Source organism: Streptomyces sp. NPDC107517 (genome assembly GCF_055582645.1).
Genome location: NZ_JBVJPM010000012.1, coordinates 90072 through 110351, shown reverse-complemented (window position 1 = coordinate 110351; position 20280 = coordinate 90072). Strand labels below are relative to the sequence as shown.

18 protein-coding genes and 1 pseudogene are annotated in these 20280 nt (G+C 71.0%); 11 read left to right on the top strand and 8 right to left on the bottom strand.

From position 1 onward, the window contains the following. Window positions 1–174: 174 nt before the first annotated feature. Both ACZ67T_RS26390 and ychF read right to left on the bottom strand, forming a co-directional pair. Window positions 175–1593, bottom strand: a complete 1419-nt coding sequence (locus tag ACZ67T_RS26390) for an ATP-binding protein (RefSeq protein WP_469987444.1) — start codon at window positions 1591–1593, stop codon at window positions 175–177. 275 nt (window positions 1594–1868) lie between these two features. After that, the gene (ychF, locus tag ACZ67T_RS26385; protein WP_116510423.1) at window positions 1869–2957 is read right to left on the bottom strand and encodes a redox-regulated ATPase YchF; all 1089 of its coding nucleotides are present in this window, start codon (window positions 2955–2957) and stop codon (window positions 1869–1871) included. A gap of 150 nt (window positions 2958–3107) precedes the next feature. Here ychF and ACZ67T_RS26380 point away from each other — a divergent pair, with 150 nt between their 5' ends. Next, window positions 3108–3779 carry a DUF6542 domain-containing protein gene (locus ACZ67T_RS26380; protein WP_469987443.1) on the top strand — a complete coding sequence of 224 codons (672 nt, stop codon included), beginning with the start codon at window positions 3108–3110 and terminating at the stop codon, window positions 3777–3779. Between the two features lie 60 nt (window positions 3780–3839). Here the strand turns inward: ACZ67T_RS26380 and ppgK are convergent, their stop codons facing one another. Both ppgK and ACZ67T_RS26370 read right to left on the bottom strand, forming a co-directional pair. Next, window positions 3840–4589 (bottom strand): polyphosphate--glucose phosphotransferase, encoded by a 750-nt coding sequence (ppgK, locus tag ACZ67T_RS26375; protein ID WP_326774279.1) that lies wholly within the window; start codon window positions 4587–4589, stop codon window positions 3840–3842. Between the two features lie 30 nt (window positions 4590–4619). Then, window positions 4620–5618, bottom strand: a complete 999-nt coding sequence (locus tag ACZ67T_RS26370) for a 4-hydroxy-3-methylbut-2-enyl diphosphate reductase (protein ID WP_469987441.1) — start codon at window positions 5616–5618, stop codon at window positions 4620–4622. Window positions 5619–5716: 98 nt separating this feature from the next. Here ACZ67T_RS26370 and ACZ67T_RS26365 point away from each other — a divergent pair, with 98 nt between their 5' ends. From ACZ67T_RS26365 to ACZ67T_RS26350, 4 genes are all read left to right on the top strand, one after another. Then, entirely contained in the window at window positions 5717–7114 is a 1398-nt protein-coding gene (locus ACZ67T_RS26365) for an APC family permease (RefSeq protein WP_469987439.1), read from the top strand. A 178-nt stretch (window positions 7115–7292) separates the two neighbouring features. Further along, window positions 7293–8519: an exodeoxyribonuclease VII large subunit gene (xseA, locus tag ACZ67T_RS26360; RefSeq protein WP_469987437.1), complete on the top strand. Its 1227-nt coding sequence runs from the start codon at window positions 7293–7295 to the stop codon at window positions 8517–8519. Continuing rightward, a complete protein-coding gene (locus ACZ67T_RS26355) occupies window positions 8516–8752 on the top strand; it encodes an exodeoxyribonuclease VII small subunit (protein WP_326774283.1) in 237 nt (78 codons plus the stop codon). Before xseA ends, ACZ67T_RS26355 begins: the two co-directional genes overlap by 4 nt. Window positions 8753–8945: 193 nt before the next feature. Beyond that, the gene (locus ACZ67T_RS26350) at window positions 8946–9536 is read left to right on the top strand and encodes a malonic semialdehyde reductase (RefSeq protein ID WP_469987435.1); all 591 of its coding nucleotides are present in this window, start codon (window positions 8946–8948) and stop codon (window positions 9534–9536) included. 140 nt (window positions 9537–9676) lie between these two features. On the opposite strand, the gene ACZ67T_RS26345 is transcribed toward ACZ67T_RS26350, so the two are convergent. Then, window positions 9677–10198, bottom strand: coding sequence for a DUF4245 domain-containing protein (locus ACZ67T_RS26345; protein WP_469987434.1), 522 nt, complete (start codon window positions 10196–10198; stop codon window positions 9677–9679). Between the two features lie 148 nt (window positions 10199–10346). Between ACZ67T_RS26345 and glpX the strand changes: the two genes are divergently transcribed. Beyond that, window positions 10347–11381 carry a class II fructose-bisphosphatase gene (glpX, locus tag ACZ67T_RS26340; protein ID WP_266560607.1) on the top strand — a complete coding sequence of 345 codons (1035 nt, stop codon included), beginning with the start codon at window positions 10347–10349 and terminating at the stop codon, window positions 11379–11381. Between the two features lie 85 nt (window positions 11382–11466). Here the strand turns inward: glpX and ACZ67T_RS26335 are convergent, their stop codons facing one another. Together ACZ67T_RS26335 and ACZ67T_RS26330 are read right to left on the bottom strand one after the other, a co-directional pair. Beyond that, window positions 11467–11844, bottom strand: a complete 378-nt coding sequence (locus tag ACZ67T_RS26335; RefSeq protein WP_469987432.1) for a WhiB family transcriptional regulator — start codon at window positions 11842–11844, stop codon at window positions 11467–11469. 141 nt (window positions 11845–11985) lie between these two features. After that, window positions 11986–12654, bottom strand: a complete 669-nt coding sequence (locus ACZ67T_RS26330; RefSeq protein WP_469987430.1) for a DUF1707 SHOCT-like domain-containing protein — start codon at window positions 12652–12654, stop codon at window positions 11986–11988. A gap of 154 nt (window positions 12655–12808) precedes the next feature. Here ACZ67T_RS26330 and ACZ67T_RS26325 point away from each other — a divergent pair, with 154 nt between their 5' ends. Next, window positions 12809–14479, top strand: coding sequence for a fumarate hydratase (locus ACZ67T_RS26325; RefSeq protein WP_356277123.1), 1671 nt, complete (start codon window positions 12809–12811; stop codon window positions 14477–14479). 150 nt (window positions 14480–14629) lie between these two features. Here ACZ67T_RS26325 and ACZ67T_RS26320 read toward each other — a convergent pair. Further along, window positions 14630–14923, bottom strand: a pseudogene (locus ACZ67T_RS26320) (ricin-type beta-trefoil lectin domain protein); the annotation flags it as partial. A gap of 132 nt (window positions 14924–15055) precedes the next feature. Between ACZ67T_RS26320 and ACZ67T_RS26315 the strand changes: the two are divergent. The 4 genes from ACZ67T_RS26315 to ACZ67T_RS26300 all read left to right on the top strand — a co-directional run bounded on the left by ACZ67T_RS26315 (window position 15056) and on the right by ACZ67T_RS26300 (window position 20271). Beyond that, a complete protein-coding gene (locus ACZ67T_RS26315; protein WP_469987606.1) occupies window positions 15056–16462 on the top strand; it encodes a class II fumarate hydratase in 1407 nt (468 codons plus the stop codon). Window positions 16463–16535: 73 nt separating this feature from the next. After that, window positions 16536–17228, top strand: a complete 693-nt coding sequence (gene fomD, locus ACZ67T_RS26310) for a cytidylyl-2-hydroxypropylphosphonate hydrolase (RefSeq protein WP_469987428.1) — start codon at window positions 16536–16538, stop codon at window positions 17226–17228. A 93-nt stretch (window positions 17229–17321) separates the two neighbouring features. Beyond that, the gene (locus tag ACZ67T_RS26305; RefSeq protein ID WP_469987426.1) at window positions 17322–18062 is read left to right on the top strand and encodes a class I SAM-dependent DNA methyltransferase; all 741 of its coding nucleotides are present in this window, start codon (window positions 17322–17324) and stop codon (window positions 18060–18062) included. Window positions 18063–18111: 49 nt separating this feature from the next. Beyond that, a complete protein-coding gene (locus ACZ67T_RS26300; RefSeq protein ID WP_469987424.1) occupies window positions 18112–20271 on the top strand; it encodes an ATP-binding SpoIIE family protein phosphatase in 2160 nt (719 codons plus the stop codon). Window positions 20272–20280 lie beyond the last annotated feature (9 nt).

The window sequence follows — 20280 nt, the reverse complement described above, 5'->3', positions numbered from 1 at the left end:
CCTGCCACCGCCGCCCCCACGGACAACGCCCCGCCCGGACAGCAAAGCAGGGCCCGCCCCCGAAGAGGCGGACCCTGGATGACCTGCGAGTGAGGTCGAGAGAGACCTCCCGACCGCGACGCCCCTTCAGCCTGATCGCGCCCCAAATCCCTTGCCTCGCCTACTACTTGCCACTCACCGCGGCCAGGCTGTCAGCAAGTGATCGGGGCCGTAGGAGGCGTCGAGCCCCCGGCAGTCGACTCCGCTGCGCGAAACCGCCACGACGGGAACAGGTTCGTCGGTGAGGGCGGCCCGGTGCCGGTGGAGGGCGGCCAGGTCGTGCCGGTCGAAGGGCGACTGCTCCAGCCACTTGATGGAGCCGACGAAGAGCAGCTCCTTGGCAATGGGGGCGCGGTCCGCCCCGACGATGTCGATTTCGACGTCGTTGGTGCGGGTCCAGTAGCCGCCCACGGCTGGGGCTGCGGGCAGTTGACCGTCGGGCAGTATCCGGGCGAGCGCCTCGCGAATGAGCGGCTCGATCGCCCGGCCTCGCCAGCTGGTCCAGTTCTCCCGGATGCGCGCCAAGGTCAGGTCGCCCCGTCCCCGCTCGATCTCTTCCATGGACGGGCCGAGCAAGTGCAGCCAGAACCGCAGGTAGGGATCGGTCACCCGGTAGCGGCGATCCTTCGACGGTCGCAGCGACACGGGAAGCTCCCCGGCGACGATCCGCTTGTCCGTAAGCGTCTCCAGAGCTCGCTGCAGCGGCGTGGCCCCGATCCCGCCGGCCGCACGGGCGATGTTGGTGAAGGTCCGCTCGCCACTGCCGATGGCCGCCAGCACCGTACGCGCCTGGGCCTGCGGGGGAAATTCGGCAGCCAGCGAGCGCTCGGCCGACACGAGCAGGGCCGAGACCGGATCGCTCAACGCCTCACCGAGGAAGTCCCACAGCCCTGCGCCGCTCGGCCACTCGGCGCAGATCAGCGGCAGCCCGCCGGTGACCAGCGCGGCGTCGAAGGCTTCCGCCGGATCCAGTCCGAGCATCTGCCCCACCTCGGCAGGGTTGAGCGGTCCCAGCACCATCTCCCGGCCGCGCTGATGGAAGGGTCGCCCGTAGCTGTTCAGGGCCTCCATCATCGAAAGATCGGAGCCGATGAGGACCAGCAGCACCGGCTTGGTCTCCAGCACCCGGTCCCAGGCCCGCTGCAGCATCCCCTCGAAGGCGCCGGCGGTATCCATCAGATACGGCACTTCGTCGATGACCAGCACGCTCGCCCTGTCGGCGGGCAGCGCCGCAGCCAGCACGTCGAACGCGGCATCCCAGCTCTCCGGCCGCGCGGCGGCCACCAGCCCCGCCAACGACAGGGTCGACGCCTGGGCGTCCCGGGCCAGCCGTGCCAGATCATCCCTGGGGGACGCACCAGTCGCCGCGTAGAAGAGGAACGGGGCCCCGGAGCGCTCGGCGAACCGCTCGACCAGTCGCGACTTGCCCACCCGGCGCCGCCCACGCAACATCACGCACCGACCGGGCCGCTCCCCACCAACCCCTGCCGCCACCTTCTGCAGCTCTCGTTCCAGCGTCGCCAGCTCCTGCCGACGGCCCACGAAATCAACCACGTCCGCCGACCTCCACGCACGTCACTAACAACATTGTTAGTAACATACACGTTAGTATCCGTGGTCGCGATCGATCTCCACCTGTTCGGAGACCAGGGCCGAGGCCTTCTCCTTGGCCTTCTCCTTGCCGGCCAAGAGACCGAAAACGTCGAGGCGTGCAGATCTGCCGCTCCGGCCACGGAGCCATGAAAAAGGTGAAGGGCCCGACTCCAAAGAGTCGGGCCCTCCTTGACCTGCGCGTTTGCCAGATCAGCGACGTGGTGACGCGTCAGCCGCTACACGTTGAAGCGGAACTCCACCACGTCCCCGTCCTGCATCACATAGTCCTTGCCCTCCATGCGGGCCTTGCCCTTGGCGCGGGCCTCCGCGACCGAGCCCGTCTCCATCAGGTCGTCGAAGGAGATGACCTCCGCCTTGATGAAGCCCTTCTGGAAGTCGGTGTGGATCACGCCGGCCGCCTCGGGGGCCGTGGCGCCCTTCTTGATGGTCCAGGCACGCGTTTCCTTCGGGCCCGCCGTCAGGTACGTCTGGAGGCCGAGGGTGTCGAAGCCGACGCGGCCGAGCGTGGCCAGGCCGGGCTCTTCCTGGCCCATCGACTGGAGGAGTTCGAGCGCCTCGTCGTCGTCGAGCTCGATCAGCTCGGACTCGATCTTGGCGTTGAGGAAGATCGCCTCGGCGGGGGCGACCAGGGCGCGCTGCTCGTTCTTGAAGTCCTCGTCGACCAGCTCGTCCTCGTCCACGTTGAACACGTAGAGGAAGGGCTTGGTCGTGAGGAGGTGCAGCTCGTGGAGCAGGCGGCCCTTCTCCGTGCCGGCGGTGATGCCCGCGGCGAAGAGCGTCGTGCCGGACTCGAGGATCTTCTGCGCCTCCTCGACCGCGGCCAGCACCGCGACCTTCTCCTTCTGGAGGCGGGACTCCTTCTGGAGGCGCGGGACCTGCTTCTCGACGGACTGGAGGTCCGCGAGGATCAGCTCGGTGTTGATCGTCTCGATGTCGTCCTTGGGCGAGACCTTGCCGTCGACGTGCACGACGTTCTCGTCCTTGAAGGCACGGATGACCTGGCAGATCGCGTCCGACTCGCGGATGTTCGCGAGGAACTTGTTGCCCAGGCCCTCACCCTCGGAGGCGCCGCGCACGATGCCCGCGATGTCGACGAAGTCGACCGTCGCCGGGAGGATCTTCTGGGAGCTGAAGACCTCGGCGAGCTTGGCGAGGCGGGGGTCGGGGACACCGACCACGCCCACGTTCGGCTCGATCGTGGCGAACGGGTAGTTGGCCGCCAGCACGTCGTTCTTGGTCAGGGCGTTAAAAAGGGTCGACTTGCCGACATTCGGCAGGCCGACGATTCCGATCGTGAGCGACACGTTGCGACTTCCCGTACGTGAGGATGGAGGGACCCCAGTCTACGGCGTGCCGTGCCACCCCCCGGGCGCCGCATAGAACGCTTGGCCAAGGTCGGCGAAACCGCGTGTCCCGGAGCGGATTCCACACATAACCCGACCTAAGTTGGTGCGGTGGAACAACCCAGTCGCACTCCGCCGCGCGCCCAGCAGAACCGGACCCGCCGCACGCCCCCGCTCCCCCCGCAGGCGCAGGGCCGCAGCGACCGACGCGACGGGCCCTCCGCGTCCCGTTCCGGAACGGTGTACCGGGCGTCGGGCAAGGCCGGCGGCAGCGCGCCGCGGCCCGTGCCGCCGGTCGTCCTCGCGCTGCGCCGCTTCCCCGACCCGCGCCTCACCGGCCTGGGCAGCGGACTGTTCTGCACGGCCGCGATGTTCGCGCTCGCCTGCCTGGACGCCCTGCTGTTCGGCGGCTCGATCGTCGTGTACGGGGTGCTGTTCCTGCTGGTGAGCACGCTCACCGCGATGTGGGTGCGGCGAGCCGACCTGGTGGCCGCGCCCGTCGCCGTGCCGATCGGTTTCGCCGTCGGGATCCTGCCGGTGGCCGACGGCTCGGGCGGGCTCGGCGGGCAGGTGATGGGGCTGGTGACGGCCCTGGCGATGCACGCGGGCTGGCTCTACGGCGGCACGCTCGTCGCCGGACTCGTCGTGACCGTGCGCGGCATCCGTCACATGGCGCGTCGCGCGGCCCGCCGCCGAGCCCTCGCCCAGGCCCGCGCCGGCTCCCCCCGCACACAGGCACAACAGGTGCCCTCGGCCCCGCGCCCCCGGCGGCGTACGGCCTGAGGCCAGGGCTCCCGCGCCGCTTACGCCTGCTTCTGCCGCGCGTCTACTTCTGCTGAACGTCTACTTCTGCTGCGCCGCCGCCATGGCCGCCCCCACGATCCCCGCATTGTTCTGCAGCTGCGCCGGGACGATCTCCGCCTTGATGCCCTTGATCAGGGGCAGGAACTTGTCGGCCTTGCGGCTGACGCCGCCGCCGATGATGAACAGTTCGGGCGAGAACAGCATCTCGACGTGCGCCAGGTACTTCTGGACACGGTGCGCCCAGTGCTCCCAGCTCAGGTCGTGGTCTTCCTTCGCCTTCGTCGAGGCGTGCTTCTCGGCGTCGTGGCCGTGCAGCTCCAGATGGCCGAGCTCGGTGTTCGGGACGAGCTGACCGTCGAGGAACAGGGCGCTGCCGATGCCGGTGCCGAAGGTGAGCAGCAGGACCACGCCCTTGCGGCCGCGGCCCGCGCCGAAGTGCATCTCGGCGACGCCCGCCGCGTCCGCGTCGTTGAGGACCGTCACGGGGAGCCCGCCGAGCCGCTCGCCGAGGAGGGCGCGGGCGTCGACGTCGATCCACGACTTGTCGACATTGGCGGCCGTACGGATCGTGGCGCCGCCCGTGACGACGCCGGGGAAGGTGATGCCGACCCGGTCGGGCCGGGTGCCGAAGTGCTCCACGACCTGTTTCACCCCGTCGGCCACGCCGTCGGGCGTGGCCGGGTGCGGGGTGAGGACCTTGAACCGCTCCTGTGCCAGGTCTCCGCGGTCCAGGTCAACGGGTGCGCCCTTGATCCCTGATCCGCCGATGTCCACGCCGAAGATCTGCATGGACACCACGTTACGACGAGTGGCTGACCGTCACTTCTCGGAAGTGCCGTCTTCCGTGAGGGCGGCGGCCTCCGCGCGCAGGTCACGGCGGAGTTCCTTCGGCAGCGAGAAGGTGATGGACTCCTCGGCGGTCTTCACGGTCTCCACGTCGGCGTAACCGCGCTCGGCCAGCCACTCCAGTACGCCGTCCACCAGCACGTCGGGGACGGAGGCGCCGGAGGTGAGGCCGACCGTGGTGACGCCCTCGAGCCAGGTCTCGTCGATCTCGGCGGCGAAGTCCACCAGGTGCGCGGCGGGCGCGCCGGCGTCCAGGGCGACCTCGACCATGCGGATCGAGTTCGAGGAGTTCTTGGAGCCGACGACGATGACGAGCTCAGCGTCCTCGGCCAGCTTCTTCACCGCGATCTGGCGGTTCTGTGTGGCGTAGCAGATGTCGTCGCTGGGCGGCGAGAGCAGGTTCGGGAACTTGGCCTTGAGGGCGTCGACCGTCTCCATGGTCTCGTCCACGGAGAGCGTGGTCTGGGAGAGCCAGACGACCTTCGACTCGTCCCGCACCTCCACGTTCGCCACGTCCTCGGGGCCGTCGACCAGCGTGATGTGGTCGGGGGCCTCGCCCGAGGTGCCGATGACCTCTTCGTGTCCCTCGTGGCCGATCAGGAGGATGTCGTAGTCCTCCTTCGCGAAGCGGACGGCTTCCTTGTGGACCTTGGTGACGAGCGGGCAGGTCGCATCGATGGTGGCGAGCTTGCCGGCCGCGGCCTCGTCGTGGACGACGGGCGCGACGCCGTGCGCCGAGAACATCACGATGGAGCCCTCGGGGACCTCCTGGGTCTGCTCGACGAAGATCGCGCCCTTCTTCTCCAGGGTCTGCACGACGTACTTGTTGTGGACGATCTCGTGGCGGACATAGATCGGGGCCCCGTACTGCTCAAGGGCCTTCTCGACGGCGATCACGGCACGGTCCACACCGGCGCAGTAGCCCCGGGGGGCGGCGAGCAGGACGCGGCGGGGGCCAGTCGTAGCAGTCATGCCCACCATCGTAAGGCCGCGTCCAACAGGTCAAAGATCCACCGTTTGGCGAGACTGGAGGCCCGTGCGCGACGACGTGCGCGACAGACGGAGGCCCGATGTCCGCCCACACCGCTCCACCAGCCGGGGAAGCCGGGGAAGAAGGACAGCCGCCCGCAGGGGAGGACACGCTGCGGCGCAGCCTCGGCTTCCGGGACCTCGTCGTCTACGGGCTCCTGTTCATCGCCCCGATGGCCCCCGTGGGCGTCTTCGGCACCCTCGACGCCAAGTCGCACGGCGCTGTCGCGCTGGTGTACGTCGTCGCGACCGTCGCGATGGCGTTCACCGCGTTCAGCTACGCGCAGATGGTGCGGGTCGCCCCGCAGGCCGGCTCGGTCTTCACCTACGCGCGCGTGGGGCTCGGTGAGGCGCCGGGGTTCATCGCCGGGTGGATGGCGATGCTCGACTACCTGCTCATCCCGGCGGTCGCCTATCTCTTCTCCGGGATCGCGATGAACGCTCTGGTGCCGTCGGTGTCGCGCTGGGTGTGGACGGCGCTGGCCGTGATCATCACGACGTTCCTGAACCTGTGGGGCGTGCGGGCGGCGGCCCGGGCCGGCTTCGCGGTCCTGGCGATGGAGATCGTCGTTCTGCTCGTGTTCCTCGTGTCGGCGGTCGTCGTACTCGTACGCGACGGCGCGGAGCGCGGCTGGCTGTCGCCGCTGACGGGGGACGGCTCGCGGGGCGCGTTCGCGCTGTCGGCGGTCGTCGGCGCGGTGTCCGTCGCCGTGCTGTCGTATCTGGGCTTCGACGCGATCGTGTCGTTCGCGGAGGAGGTCACGGGCGGCTCGGCGAAGGTGGCGCGGGCGGTGCTGTTCTGTCTGGCGCTCGCGGGTGTCCTGTTCATCGCGCAGACGTATCTCGTAGCGCTGCTCGAACCGGTGTCGTCGGCGGAGCTCGCCGCCGACCCGGCCAGGCAGGGGTCCGCGTTCTACGACGCGATCGACGTGTCGGTCGGCGGGTGGCTGCACGACCTGGTGGCGGTCAGCAAGGCGATCGGCGCGGCGTTCGCGGCACTGGCCGGGCAGGCGGCGGCCGGGCGGCTGCTGTTCGCGATGGCCCGCGACCGGCGGCTGCCGAAGGCGCTGTCGCGGACGGACTCCGGGGTGCCGCGGGTCGCGCTGCTGTGCGCGGCGGTGGTGACGCTGGTGGCGGCGGTCTGGGCGGCCCGCAGGGACGACGGCCTCGACCATCTGGTCTCGGTGGTCGACATCGGCGCTCTCACGGCGTTCGTACTGCTGCACGCGAGCGTAGTGGGCTGGTTCGTGGTGCGGCGCGGCGCGGGGACATTCAGCTGGTGGCGGCATCTGATCGTGCCGGTGCTCGGCGCGGCCGTCACGGTCGCTGTGATCGTCGAGGCGTCGCGCACGGCCCAGGTGGTGGGCGCGGTCTGGCTGGCGGCGGGGCTCGTGGTGCTGGTGGCACAGAGGGGGCGGCGGGGCGCGCGGGTGGTCTGACGGACGCGCGGGTGGTCTGACGACGTCCGGCTGCGGTGCGCGTACGGGCGCCGCGCCCGTACGCGCACACCGGGGCTCCGCCCCGTCCCCGTAACGCCTTACGTACGTCCTCCGTACGCCCTCCGTACGTCCTTCACGTCACGGAGCGTTGTCGGTGGGTGCGGTTACGCTCACGGGCATGGCTGTGAATACGTCCGCGGACGCCCCGCTGCCCGTCGGGGAGGTGTCGCGGCTCATCGGGCGGTGGATCGACCGGCTCGGTGCCGTGTGGGTCGAGGGACAGATCACCCAGCTGTCCCGGCGCCCCGGCGCCGGCGTCGTGTTCCTGACGCTGCGCGATCCGTCGCACGACATCTCGGTCGGCGTCACCTGCTACCGGCAGGTGTTCGACGCGGTCGCGGACGTCGTGACGGAGGGCGCGCGCGTCGTCGTCCAGGCGAAGCCGGAGTGGTACGCGCCGCGCGGCCAGCTGTCGCTGCGGGCCTCCGAGATCAGACCGGTGGGGGTCGGTGAACTGCTCGCCAGGCTGGAGCAGTTGAAGAAGTCCCTGGCCCGCGAGGGGCTCTTCGCCCCGGAGCGCAAGAAGCCGCTGCCGTTCCTGCCGCAGCTCATCGGGCTCGTGTGCGGGCGCGCGTCGGCCGCCGAGCGGGACGTCCTGGAGAACGCGCGGCACCGCTGGCCCGCAGTCCGCTTCGAGGTGCGCAATGTGCCGGTCCAGGGCGTGCACGCCGTGCCGCAGGTCGTGCAGGCGGTCAAGGAGCTGGACTCGCTCGACGACGTCGACGTGATCATCGTGGCGCGCGGCGGCGGCAGCGTGGAGGACCTCCTGCCGTTCTCGGACGAGCAGCTGGTCCGGGCGGTCGCCGCCTGCCGCACGCCGGTCGTCTCGGCGATCGGCCACGAGCCGGACAACCCGCTCCTCGACCACGTCGCGGACCTGCGCGCCTCCACACCGACCGACGCGGCGAAGAAGGTCGTGCCGGACGTCGGCGAGGAGTACGAGCGGGTGCAGTGGCTGCGGGACCGGGCGCGGCGCAGCGTCGAGTCGTTCGTGGACCGGGAGGAGCGCGGGCTCGGACAGGCCCTCGCCCGGCCGGTCATGGAGGACCCGCACCGCATGGTCGAGGTGCGCGAGGAGCAGGTGACGGCGCTGGCCGAGCGCGGCCGGCGCACCCTCGGGCACCTCCTCGACCGCGCCGAGTCGGAGCTGTCGCACACGCACGCGCGCGTGGTGGCCCTGTCCCCCGCCGCGACCCTCAAGCGGGGTTACGCGGTGCTGCAGAAGGCGGACGGGGACGTCGTGCGCGCCGCGGACGACGTGGCGGCGGACGAGGTGCTGCGGGCGCGGGTCGCCGAGGGCGAATTCACCGTACGGGTCGAGACCGGGAACCAGGAGAGCGCATGACCACGAAGACCGACGAGGCCGGGCTCGGCTACGAGCAGGCGCGGGACGAGCTGATCGAGGTCGTCCGGCGGCTCGAGGCGGGCGGCACGTCACTGGAGGAGTCGCTCGCGCTGTGGGAGCGCGGCGAGGAGCTGGCCAAGGTGTGCCGGCGCTGGCTCGACGGTGCGCGGGCGCGCCTGGACGCGGCGCTGGCGGAGACCGGGCCGGACGGGGGCGCGGACGAGGAGGAGTGAGCGTCGGGGCCTGCGGACGGTGAGCGGGACGAGACGCGGCGTCAGGGGTTTGTGAAGCGGGTCACGAGGTTCCAGTTTTGGTTGAATGTTAAACGGTGCTGACATACTGTCGTGTGCATCGGCTGATCCGTTCGCAGCGTCGCGGGCGGACCGGCCGCACCCCCCAGCACGTACGCATCGAGAAGGTTGATCCATGTCTCTCGTTCTTGACTCCGCCGCCCAGGACCTGCTGTTCCGCGAGGCCCGCACCGCGAACACCTTCACCGACGAGCCGGTGACCGACGAGCAGGTCCAGGCGATCTACGACCTGGTCAAGTACGGTCCGACGGCGTTCAACCAGTCGCCGCTGCGCATCACCCTGGTCCGCTCCCCCGAGGCCCGCGAGCGCCTCGTGCAGCACATGGCCGAGGGCAACCGTCCGAAGACGGCCTCCGCCCCGCTGGTCGCGATCCTCTCCGCGGACAACGAGTTCCACGAGGAGCTCCCGGCGCTCTTCCCGCACTTCCCGCAGGCCAAGGACGTCTTCTTCGCGGAGCGCCCCGCCCGCGAGGGTGCCGCCGCCCTGAACGCCACGCTGCAGGCCGCCTACTTCATCATCGGCATCCGCGCCGCCGGCCTGGCCGCGGGCCCGATGACCGGCCTCGACTTCGCCGGCGTCCAGAAGGAGTTCCTGGACGACGACCACACCCCGCTGATGGTCATCAACATCGGCAAGCCGGGCGAGGACGCCTGGTTCCCGCGCTCCCCGCGCCTGGAGCACGACCAGGTCATCACCACGATCTGAGTGCTCCCGCCGGGCACTCCCCGCGAGTGCTCCCGCACGCCTGACGAGAAAGGCCCCCCGGCAACGGCCGGGGGGCCTTTTCCCTTGCGCCGAAGCGCCTGAAGTCCCCGGGATCCCGTGCGCCGGGATCCCTGGAATGCCTACTTCGTCCGCAGCGCCTCGGCCATCTTCGTCAGCTGCGCGAACGACGCCGTACCGGTCACGACAGTCGTCGACTTGTCGCCCTTGAGCACCAGGGCGTCGTACTGGCCGCCCTTGTAGCGCCGCCAGGTCTCGCCGCCGATGCGCTGCGTCGCGCTGGTCTCGGTGGCGCCCAGGCTGGCCCGGTCGATGAAGGCCGACGCCTTCTCCGTCGACTGCTCGACGCTCACGTACTGGCCGTCGGCGTCGTGGAAGCCGAGGTGCCAGGCGTCGAAGTCCGCCCCCTCGAACCGCACCGACGTCGGCTTCCAGGACTTCGCCAGCCCTTCGGGCGCCGCCACCGGGTACGGCGCGGCGCGCCGCGCCGTCAGCAGCTCCACGCGGTAGTCCACGCGCTTCACCGGCGGGGTGCCGGAGTCGTCGTGCGGGATGAACACGTAGATGCTTGCCGCCACGAGCACGGTCACCCCCATCGAGAGGACCAGACTTCCCACGGTCTTCTTGCCTTTGGTACCTGCCACGCCCCCATCGTCGCAGGTACGTGAGCGATCACCGCACGTGGGCCCGGTCTGCTCAAACGTGGGGCCCTCTGCTCATTTTGTCGGCCTAACGATAGAGTCTGGGCATCACCCTCATCCGGCCGTCGTCGTATCAGAAAGGTGCGTCTCGATGACCGAGCATCATCAACTGCCGTCCGAACTCGAAGTCCCCGCGGAGGCTCCCGACCGGAACCTCGCCCTGGAACTCGTCCGGGTCACGGAGGCCGCGGCCATGGCCGCCGGCCGCTGGGTCGGCCGCGGCGACAAGAACGGGGCGGACGGCGCCGCCGTGCGCGCCATGCGGACCCTCGTCTCCACCGTCTCGATGAACGGCGTCGTCGTCATCGGCGAGGGTGAGAAGGACGAAGCCCCGATGCTCTACAACGGGGAGCGCGTCGGCGACGGGACGAGCGCCGAGGTCGACATCGCCGTCGACCCGATCGACGGCACCACGCTCTGCGCCAAGGGCATGCCGAACGCCATCGCGGTCCTGGCCGCCGCCGACCGCGGCACCATGTTCGACCCGTCCGCCGTCTTCTACATGGACAAGCTGGTCGCGGGCCCCGAGGCCGCCGACTACGTGGACATCAACGCCCCGGTGGCGGTGAACATCCGCCGTATCGCCAAGGCCAAGCGCGCCGCTCCCGAGGACGTCACGGTCGTCATCCTGGACCGGCCGCGCCACGAGGGCATCATCAAGGAGGTCCGCGAGGCCGGCGCCCGGATCAAGCTGATCTCGGACGGCGATGTCGCGGGCTCCGTGCTCGCGGTGCGCGAGGACAGCGGCGTCGACCTGCTCCTGGGCATCGGCGGCACCCCCGAGGGCATCATCTCGGCGTGCGCCATCAAGTGCCTCGGCGGCGTCATCCAGGGCAAGCTGTGGCCCAAGGACGATGCGGAGCGCCAGCGGGCGATCGACGCGGGCCACGACCTGGACCGGGTCCTGTCGACGAACGACCTGGTCTCCGGCGAGAACGTGTTCTTCGTCGCCACCGGCATCACGGACGGCGAGCTGCTGCGCGGTGTGCGGTACCGCGCCGAGAGCGCCACGACGTCCTCGCTGGTGATGCGCTCCAAGTCGGGCACGATCCGTCAGATCGACTCGCAGCACCGGCTGTCGAAGCTGCGCGCGTACAGCGCGATCGACTTCGACCGCGCCAAGTAGGTCACGCGAAACTGGTTCTTTCCGTCACGTGTTCGGGGCGCCCCTTTGTGCGGAGGGGCGCCCCGTTCGCGTATCAGGAGGGCGGTCAGCCGGCCGCGCGGATCTGGTCGACCGCGCTCGCCGCCTTCTGGAGTTCGACCTCGCGCCGGCGCCTGCGGGCGAGGACCACGCGGCGCTCGGCGGCGGTGAGGCCGCCCCACACCCCGTAGGGCTCGGGCTGAAGGAGCGCGTGCTCGCGGCACTCGACCATCACGGGGCAGCGGGCGCAGACCCGCTTGGCCGCCTCCTCGCGGGACAGGCGGGCCGCCGTCGGCTCCTTGGACGGGGCGAAGAAAAGGCCGGCTTCGTCGCGCCTGCACACGGCCTCCGTGTGCCACGGGGCGTCCTGGTCCCGATCTCGCACTGGCCCCCGCTGCGGGGGGACGGCGGCGACCTGCAGGGACTGATGCGGCGGATGCAGCACGGTCTACTCCTGACGACGGCTTCGCGAGCGAGCGACGATGCAGCAACCTCTACCCGCTGTGTGCGCGCCTATGCACTGAGTTCCGAAGGACGGGAGTTCCCCGGCCACCGGCCGCCGCGCGTCCGCCGCCCCGGAGGCGGGTCAGCCGTCGAGGTGTTTGCGCGTGCGGTCGTGCAGATCGCGCAGGCGCTTCCCGCGCTTGGGCTTGGCCTCGATGTTGCCGAGGACCGCGATGCCGTCGACGTGGACCACGGGCGCGTCCGGGTCGGCCGAGTCGAGGTTGTCCACCTCGAAGTTGCCGAGGACGCCGCCGCCGCTGCCGCGCAGCGAGACGTTCTCCGGGACGCGGACCTCCACGTTCCCGAAGACGGAGACCGCCTTGATCACGACCTGCTGGTACTCGAAGATCGCCTCGCTGAGGTCGATCTCGATGTTGCCGAAGACGGCGTACGCGTGCGTCCTGCGGCCCACGCGCCAGCGGCCCTTGCGGGCCGAGGTGCTGAAGACGGCGACCAGGTTCTCGTCGGCGACCGCGGGGACCGCGCCCGTGGCGGGGCGGTTCGGGGCCGGCGACGAGGCCGCGGGCCGGTGCTGCGTGTGGGCGCCGGGCAGGTCCCGGACGAGCGGCTCCAGCTCGGCGTGGGTCTTCGCCCGGTACACCCCGTCGATCCGCTCGGCGTGCTCCTCCGCGGTCAGCCGGCCCTCCGCGAGGGCCTCGCGCAGGATGTCCGCGGTGCGGTCACGGTCGGCGTCGGAGGCGCGCAGATCGGTCTGCGGCGCGGGCTGCTCGGGGCGCTTCTCAAGGTCCACCGGGTCAGCGTACCCAAACGCGATAGATCGCGACTAGGGGGCGACAGCGGGAACTGAGCCTTACCTCACAGGCTCGCCCGCGCCGTCAGGTTCTACGCTGGTTGGCGCTGCCAATGGATGCCAGCTGCTACCGGCCGAAAGAGGAATGGGCGAGATGCCTGAGTTCGCGTACACCGATCTGCTCCCCCAGGGCGAGGACACCACCCCGTACCGACTGGTGACCACGGAGGGTGTCTCCACCGCCGAGGGGCCGGACGGCCGTACGTTCCTGAAGGTCGAGCCGGAGGCGCTGCGCAAGCTCGCCGAAGAGGCGATCCACGACATCCAGCACTACCTGCGCCCGGCCCACCTCGCGCAGCTGCGCCGCATCATCGACGACCCGGAGGCCTCGGGCAACGACAAGTTCGTCGCGCTCGACCTGCTGAAGAACGCGAACATCGCGGCAGCCGGCGTGCTCCCGATGTGCCAGGACACCGGCACCGCGATCGTCATGGGCAAGCGCGGCCAGAACGTCCTCACGGAGGGCGGCGACGAGGCGGCCCTCTCCCGCGGCATCTACGACGCGTACAAGAACCTCAACCTGCGCTACTCGCAGATGGCCCCGCTGAACATGTGGGACGAGAAGAACACCGGCTCGAACCTGCCGGCGCAGATCGAGCTGTACGCGACCGACGGCGGCGCCTACAAGTTCCTGATCATGGCCAAGGGCGGCGGCTCGGCCAACAAGTCCTTCCTCTACCAGGAGACGAAGGCGGTCCTCAACGAGGGCTCGATGATGAAGTTCCTGGAAGAGAAGATCCGTTCGCTCGGCACGGCGGCCTGCCCGCCGTACCACCTGGCGATCGTCGTCGGCGGCACGTCCGCCGAGTACGCGCTGAAGACCGCGAAGTACGCCTCCGCCCACTACCTGGACGAGATCCCCGCCGAGGGCTCCGAGCTCGGCCACGGCTTCCGTGACAAGGAGCTGGAGGAGAAGGTCTTCGAGCTGACGCAGAAGATCGGCATCGGCGCGCAGTTCGGCGGCAAGTACTTCTGCCACGACGTGCGCGTGGTGCGCCTGCCGCGGCACGGCGCGTCCTGCCCGGTCGCGATCGCCGTGTCCTGCTCGGCCGACCGCCAGGCCGTCGCGAAGATCACCGCCGAGGGCGTCTTCCTGGAGCAGCTGGAGACGGACCCGGCGCGCTTCCTGCCGGAGACCACGGACGAGCATCTCGACGAGTCGGGCGACGTCGTGAAGATCGACCTGAACCAGCCGATGGACGACATCCTCGCCGCCCTGACGAAGCACCCGGTCAAGACCCGCCTCTCCCTGACCGGCCCTCTGGTCGTGGCCCGCGACATCGCGCACGCCAAGATCAAGGAGCGCCTGGACGCGGGCGAGGAGATGCCGCAGTACCTGAAGGACCACCCGGTGTACTACGCGGGCCCGGCGAAGACCCCGGAGGGCTACGCTTCCGGTTCCTTCGGCCCGACGACGGCCGGCCGCATGGACTCCTACGTGGAGCAGTTCCAGGCGGCGGGCGGCTCCAAGGTCATGCTGGCCAAGGGCAACCGCTCGCAGCAGGTCACCGACGCGTGTGGCGCGCACGGCGGCTTCTACCTCGGCTCGATCGGCGGCCCTGCCGCCCGTCTCGCGCAGGACTGCATCAAGAAGGTCGAGGTCGTCGAGTACGAGGAGCTCGGCATGGAGGCGGTCTGGAAGATCGAGGTCGAGGACTTCCCGGCGTTCGTCGTCGTGGACGACAAGGGCAACGACTTCTTCAAGGACCCGGCCCCGGCGCCGACGTTCACCAGCATCCCGGTGCGCGGCCCCGGCCTCGCGTAACACCTGACGCACGACACAAGGGCCGCCCCGCCGACGTCACGGCGACGGGCGGCCCTTGTGCTGTCCGCCGGGAGATCAGGCGAACCGCTGGCCCGCCGAGCCGTCGCAGTTCTGGAGCCGTACGTTGTCCTTCGCCGAGGCGAGGGTCAGGCCGTTCGTGCCGGCCTCGTACGTGCCGACACCCTCCCCCGAGATCTCGCTGTCCCCGAGCGAGACGAGGGCGGTCCTGCCGTCGGCGAGGGGCCGTTCGGCCGGATCCCCGTACAGCTCGGTGGCCTCGGCCGCGCGGATCTTCTCCAGGTCCGGCGTGAGCGGGGTGGTGGCCGCGGCGGCGGGTGCCGCGGACGCGGTCGGCGCGGTCAGGCCGACGAGTGCGGCGGCCGTCGCCGCGACAACGGCGACGGCGCATCTGATGCTGGGTCTGGTGCGGTGCAGGACGTTCATGACGCCTCCCCGGTTTGGGTGTTACCCGAGGCATTTACTGGCGGGTAAGGGACTTGGGAATAGCCAGAACTAGACAAGTGCTCACGTTTTACGAGGGATGAGGGATACGGAGGGACGACGATGACGACGGCGATGGACGACGACGGCGGCGACAGCGGCCGATACCGGATCGAGCACGACTCCATGGGCGAGGTACGGGTCCCCGCGGAGGCCAAATGGCGGGCCCAGACACAGCGGGCCGTGGAGAACTTCCCCATCTCGGGCCGGCGCCTGGAGCGCGCCCACATTGAGGCGCTCGCCCGCATCAAGGCGGCCGCGGCCCATGTGAACGCCGAGCTCGGCGTCGTGGACAAGGACATCGCGCAGGCGATCGCGGAGTCGGCCGGCGAGGTCGCCGACGGGCGTTGGGACGACCAGTTCCCCGTGGACGTCTTCCAGACCGGCTCCGGCACGTCGTCCAACATGAACACCAACGAGGTCCTCGCGACGCTCGCGACGGAGCGCCTCGGCCGCGACGTCCACCCGAACGACCATGTGAACGCGTCCCAGTCGTCGAACGACGTCTTCCCCTCGTCGATCCACATCGCGGCCACCGCCGCCGTCACCCATGACCTGATCCCGGCGCTCGGCCATCTGCGGGCGGCCCTGGAGCGCAAGGCGGACGAGTTCGCCGACGTCGTGAAGTCGGGGCGCACGCACCTCATGGACGCGACGCCGGTGACCCTCGGGCAGGAGTTCGGCGGATACGCGGCGCAGGTCGCGTACGGCATCGAACGCCTTCAGGCCTCGCTGCCGCGCCTGGCCGAACTGCCGCTCGGGGGAACGGCGGTGGGCACGGGGATCAACACGCCGCCCGGGTTCTCGGCCGCCGTCATCGCGGAGGTGGCGCGGACCACGGGCCTGCCGCTGACCGAGGCGCGCAACCACTTCGAGGCGCAGGGCGCGCGCGACGGCATCGTGGAGACGAGCGGGCAGCTGCGGACCATCGCCGTCGGCCTGACGAAGATCGCCAACGATCTGCGCTGGATGGCGTCGGGACCCCGCACCGGACTGGCCGAGATCAGCCTGCCGGACCTCCAGCCGGGCTCGTCGATCATGCCGGGCAAGGTGAATCCGGTCATTCCCGAGGCGGTGCTCATGGTCGCCGCCCAGGTCACGGGGAACGACGCGACGGTCGCCGCCGCGGGCGCCGCGGGGAACTTCGAGCTCAACGTCATGCTGCCGGTCATCGCCAAGAACGTCCTGGAGTCGATCAGGCTGCTCACCAACGTCGCGCGCCTGCTCGCCGACCGGACCGTGGACGGCATCACCGCGCACCGCGAGCGCGCCCGCGAGTACGCCGAGTCGTCACCGTCCGTGGTGACCCCGCTGAACAAGTACATCGGCTACGAGGAGGCCGCGAAGGTGGCCAAGAAGTCGCTGGCCGAGCGGAGGACGATCCGCGAGGTCGTCCTGGAGGGCGGCTACGTGGAGCGCGGCGACCTCACGGTCGAGCAGCTCGACGAGGCGCTGGATGTCCTGCGGATGACGCGTCCGTAACAGCGTTCGGCGACTGACCGAATTCGTGACGCGCACCGCGGTGTCATGTGTCGGGGGCACCTAATATCTGTCCATGACGGACCGGACGAGCATTCTGGCAGGTGAGACCGACGGCAGCGTCGGGCGCTGGGCGCCCGGCAGCCGGATTCTGTGGCGGTACCGGACGAACGGCGGGGACGGCTTCCACATCTGCCGCCCCGTGACGGTCGTCGAGGACAGCGCCGAGCTGCTCGCCGTGTGGCTGGCACCCGGCACCGAGTGCGTGAGACCGGTCCTGGCCGACGGCACACCGGTGCACGAGGAGCCCCTGGCCACCCGGTACACGAAGCCGCGCACCGTCCTGCGCGACCGGTGGTTCGGCACCGGCGTCCTGAAGCTGGCGCGGCCCGGCGAGCCCTGGTCGGTGTGGCTGTTCTGGGAGCCGGGCTGGCGGTTCAGGAACTGGTACGTGAACCTGGAGGAGCCGCGGGTGCGGTGGGCCGGCGGCGTGGACTCCGAGGATCACTTCCTCGACCTGTCGGTCTACGCGGACCGCACCTGGCGCTGGCACGACGAGGACGAGTTCGCGCAGGCGCAGATCGCGGGGCTGATGAGCGCGGCGCAGGCCGCATCCGTACGGAGAGCGGGGCGCGCCGCGGTCGAGGTGATCGAGGGCTGGGGGCACCCGTTCCCCGACGACTGGCAGCACTGGCGGCCCGATCCCGCGTGGCCGGTTCCCGCGCTTCCGGGTGACTGGAACCGTACGCCCGCGCATGTGTCCTCATGAGACCCTTGATGCGCCCCCGTGGTTCAAACGTAGGATCGTCCTCCGCAAGTGCGCACAGGTACAACTCTTCGCGCTTGCAGCAGGTCTGACACGATGTCAACGAGGTCATCGAGGGGCGGCGGGACCGTGAGTCACGGCAGCGAGGGTTACGAGACGTACGGGAGCGGCCGCCCGACCCCGGCGCCGGACCGCACGGGCCAGGCCGAGGCCTTCGACGCGATCGGCGCCCGCTACGACGACGCCTTCCCGCACAAGGAAGGCCAGTTGGCCGCGGTGGACACGCTGCTCGCAGGCCTCGCACCCGGCTCGCGCGTGCTCGAGGTCGGCTGCGGCACGGGAGTTCCGACGAGCCGCCAACTGGCCGACGCGGGGCACCGCGTGGTCGGCGTGGACCTGTCGGCCGGCATGCTGGAACTCGCCCGCAAGAACGTCCCCGAGGCCGAGTTCCATCAGCTGGACCTCGCCTCGCTGAGACCCGAACGAGGCCAGGAGCAGGGCGAGTTGGGCGAGTTCGACGCCGTCACCTGCTTCTTCACGCTGCTGATGCTGCCGCGCGCCGAGATCCCTGCGGCGCTGCGGCTGCTGCGCTCGATGCTCCGGCCGGGCGGGCTGCTCGCCCTGTCGATGGTCGAGGCCGATCTGGACGACGCCGAAATTCCGTTCCTGGGCCACACAATCCGGGTATCGGGATTTCTGCGGGACGAGCTGCGCCAGGCCGTACGCGACGCGGGACTGGAGATCACCGGCGAGCACACGTACGCGTACGCTCCGGCGAGCACCGAAGTACCACCCGAACACCAGCTGTTCTTCAACTGCCGGCGTGCCGGGAAGTGAAGCGGCACGTCATCAGGCGCGCAGCCCAGGACGGACGGATTCGAAACGCGTGACGGAGCACCCCACCTCCCACGAGGGCCGCCGGCCGGCCGCCCGCCCCGCCGCCCCCGCGGACCCCCGCGGGGCCCTGAGGCGCGCCTCCGACGCGCTCCCCGCACAACAGGGGCGCCCCGGAGCGACCGCGTCCGCCGACGACGCCGATCCCGCGCGCCGGGCGCCCGCGTCGGGCTCCTCCGCACCGCGCGGCGCCGCGCCCGGGCACTCCGGAGCCGCGCCCGCACCCGAGCCCCCGCGCCGTGCGGGCGGTGCCGGTGGCGTGCCCGGGCGGCGCAAGCCCGGTTCCGCTTCCGGGGACGCCGACAGCGCGCCCGAACACGCCCTGTCGGACGCCGGACCGGACGATCCCCACCGGCCGAGGCCCGTGCCCGACCGCCGGAGCGGACAGCCGCGCCCGCCGGGGACGCCCGTCCCGATGCGGCGGGACGGGGACCGGCTGCGCTTCGTGGGCGCCGCGACCCGGCGGATCGCCCGCGGGATAGACCTCGACGAGATCGTCATGGGCCTGTGCCGCGCGTCCGTGCCCACGTTCTCCGACGTGATCCTGGTCTATCTGCGGGACCCGCTGCCGGTCGGCGACGAGCGGCCCACCGGGCCCGTCGTGCTGCGGCTGCGCAGGACGGACCGACTGCGCCTCATCGAGGAGGGCGCCGAGGATCCGGACACCGACGGCGGCGGACTCCTGACGATGGCGGCCGGCACCGCCCAGGGCGACCCCGTCACCGCCGAGCTGTGCGAGGTGCGCACCGGCGGAGCGCTCGCCGAGGTACTGCGGGGCGTACGGCCCGTGTTCGCGGACTCGCCCGCCGCCCTGGCCGCGCTGCCGGAGCTGCTCGGCGACGACCCGGACCTCGCCCTGCCCACCGGGCAGCGGGCGATCCTCGCGCCGCTGCGCGGGCGCCGCCGGGTCATCGGCGCGGCCGTCTTCCTGCGCCGCCCCGAGCGCCACGCGTTCGAGAACGACGACCTGCTGGTCGCGGGGCAGCTCGCCACGCACAGCGCGCTCGGCATCGACAAGGCCGTCCTGTACGGCCGCGAGGCGTACATCGCCGACGAGCTCCAGCGCACGATGCTGCCCGAGACGCTGCCGCGGCCCACGGGCGTGCGTCTCGCGTCCCGGTATCTGCCGGCCGCGGAGACCGCGCGCGTGGGCGGCGACTGGTACGACGCGATCCCGCTGCCGGGCAGCAGGGTCGCCCTCGTCGTGGGCGACGTCATGGGCCACTCCATGACGTCCGCCGCGATCATGGGCCAGCTGCGCACGACCGCGCAGACCCTCGCCGGCCTCGACCTGCCGCCGCAGGAGGTCCTGCACCACCTGGACGAGCAGGCCCAGCGCCTCGGCAGCGACCGCATGGCGACCTGCCTGTACGCCGTCTACGACCCGGTCTCGCACCGCATCACCATCGCCAACGCGGGCCACCCGCCGCCGGTCCTGCTGCATCTGGGCGGCCGCGCCGAGGTGCTCCGCGTCCCGCCGGGCGCCCCGATCGGTGTCGGCGGGGTCGACTTCGAGGCGGTCGAGCTGGACGCCCCGGCGGGCGCGACGCTCCTCCTCTACACGGACGGTCTGGTCGAGTCGCGGCTGCGGGACGTGTGGACCGGGATAGAGCAGCTGCGCGAGCGGCTCGCCGCGACGGCCCAGCTGACCGGCCCGGACCATCCGCCGCCCCTCGAGGCGTTGTGCGACGAGGTCCTCGACATGCTCGGCCCGGGCGACCGGGACGACGACATCGCGCTGCTCGCGGCCCGCTTCGACGGGATCGCGCCGAGCGACGTCGCGTACTGGCTGCTCGAGCCCGAGGACGCGGCGCCGGGCCGGGCCCGCCGTCTGGCGCGCAGCGCGCTCGCCCGGTGGGGCCTGGAGGAGCTGACCGACTCGGTGGAGCTCCTCGTGAGCGAGGTCGTGACGAACGCCGTGCGGTACGCGTCCCGGCCCGTCACGCTGCGCCTGCTGCGGACCGATGTGCTGCGCTGCGAGGTCGGCGACGACGTGCCGCAGCTGCCGCGGCTGCGGCAGGCCCGCGCCACCGACGAGGGCGGGCGCGGCCTGTATCTGGTCAACAGGCTGGCGCGGCGCTGGGGCGCGACGCGGCTGAGCACCGGGAAGGTCGTGTGGTTCGAGCTGGCGCACGGCAACGGCAGCGCCTGAACCCGGACA

Excerpts from the sequence above, each read along its gene's own strand:
- ppgK (WP_326774279.1), bottom strand. The coding sequence starts at position 4,589 with ATGCAGATCTTCGGCGTGGACATCGGCGGATCAGGGATCAAGGGCGCA.
- ACZ67T_RS26370 (WP_469987441.1), bottom strand. The coding sequence starts at position 5,618 with ATGACTGCTACGACTGGCCCCCGCCGCGTCCTGCTCGCCGCCCCCCGG.
- ACZ67T_RS26365 (WP_469987439.1), top strand. The coding sequence starts at position 5,717 with ATGTCCGCCCACACCGCTCCACCAGCCGGGGAAGCCGGGGAAGAAGGA.
- xseA (WP_469987437.1), top strand. The coding sequence starts at position 7,293 with ATGGCTGTGAATACGTCCGCGGACGCCCCGCTGCCCGTCGGGGAGGTG.
- ACZ67T_RS26355 (WP_326774283.1), top strand. The coding sequence starts at position 8,516 with ATGACCACGAAGACCGACGAGGCCGGGCTCGGCTACGAGCAGGCGCGG.
- ACZ67T_RS26350 (WP_469987435.1), top strand. The coding sequence starts at position 8,946 with ATGTCTCTCGTTCTTGACTCCGCCGCCCAGGACCTGCTGTTCCGCGAG.
- glpX (WP_266560607.1), top strand. The coding sequence starts at position 10,347 with ATGACCGAGCATCATCAACTGCCGTCCGAACTCGAAGTCCCCGCGGAG.
- ACZ67T_RS26325 (WP_356277123.1), top strand. The coding sequence starts at position 12,809 with ATGCCTGAGTTCGCGTACACCGATCTGCTCCCCCAGGGCGAGGACACC.
- ACZ67T_RS26315 (WP_469987606.1), top strand. The coding sequence starts at position 15,056 with ATGGACGACGACGGCGGCGACAGCGGCCGATACCGGATCGAGCACGAC.
- fomD (WP_469987428.1), top strand. The coding sequence starts at position 16,536 with ATGACGGACCGGACGAGCATTCTGGCAGGTGAGACCGACGGCAGCGTC.
- ACZ67T_RS26305 (WP_469987426.1), top strand. The coding sequence starts at position 17,322 with ATGTCAACGAGGTCATCGAGGGGCGGCGGGACCGTGAGTCACGGCAGC.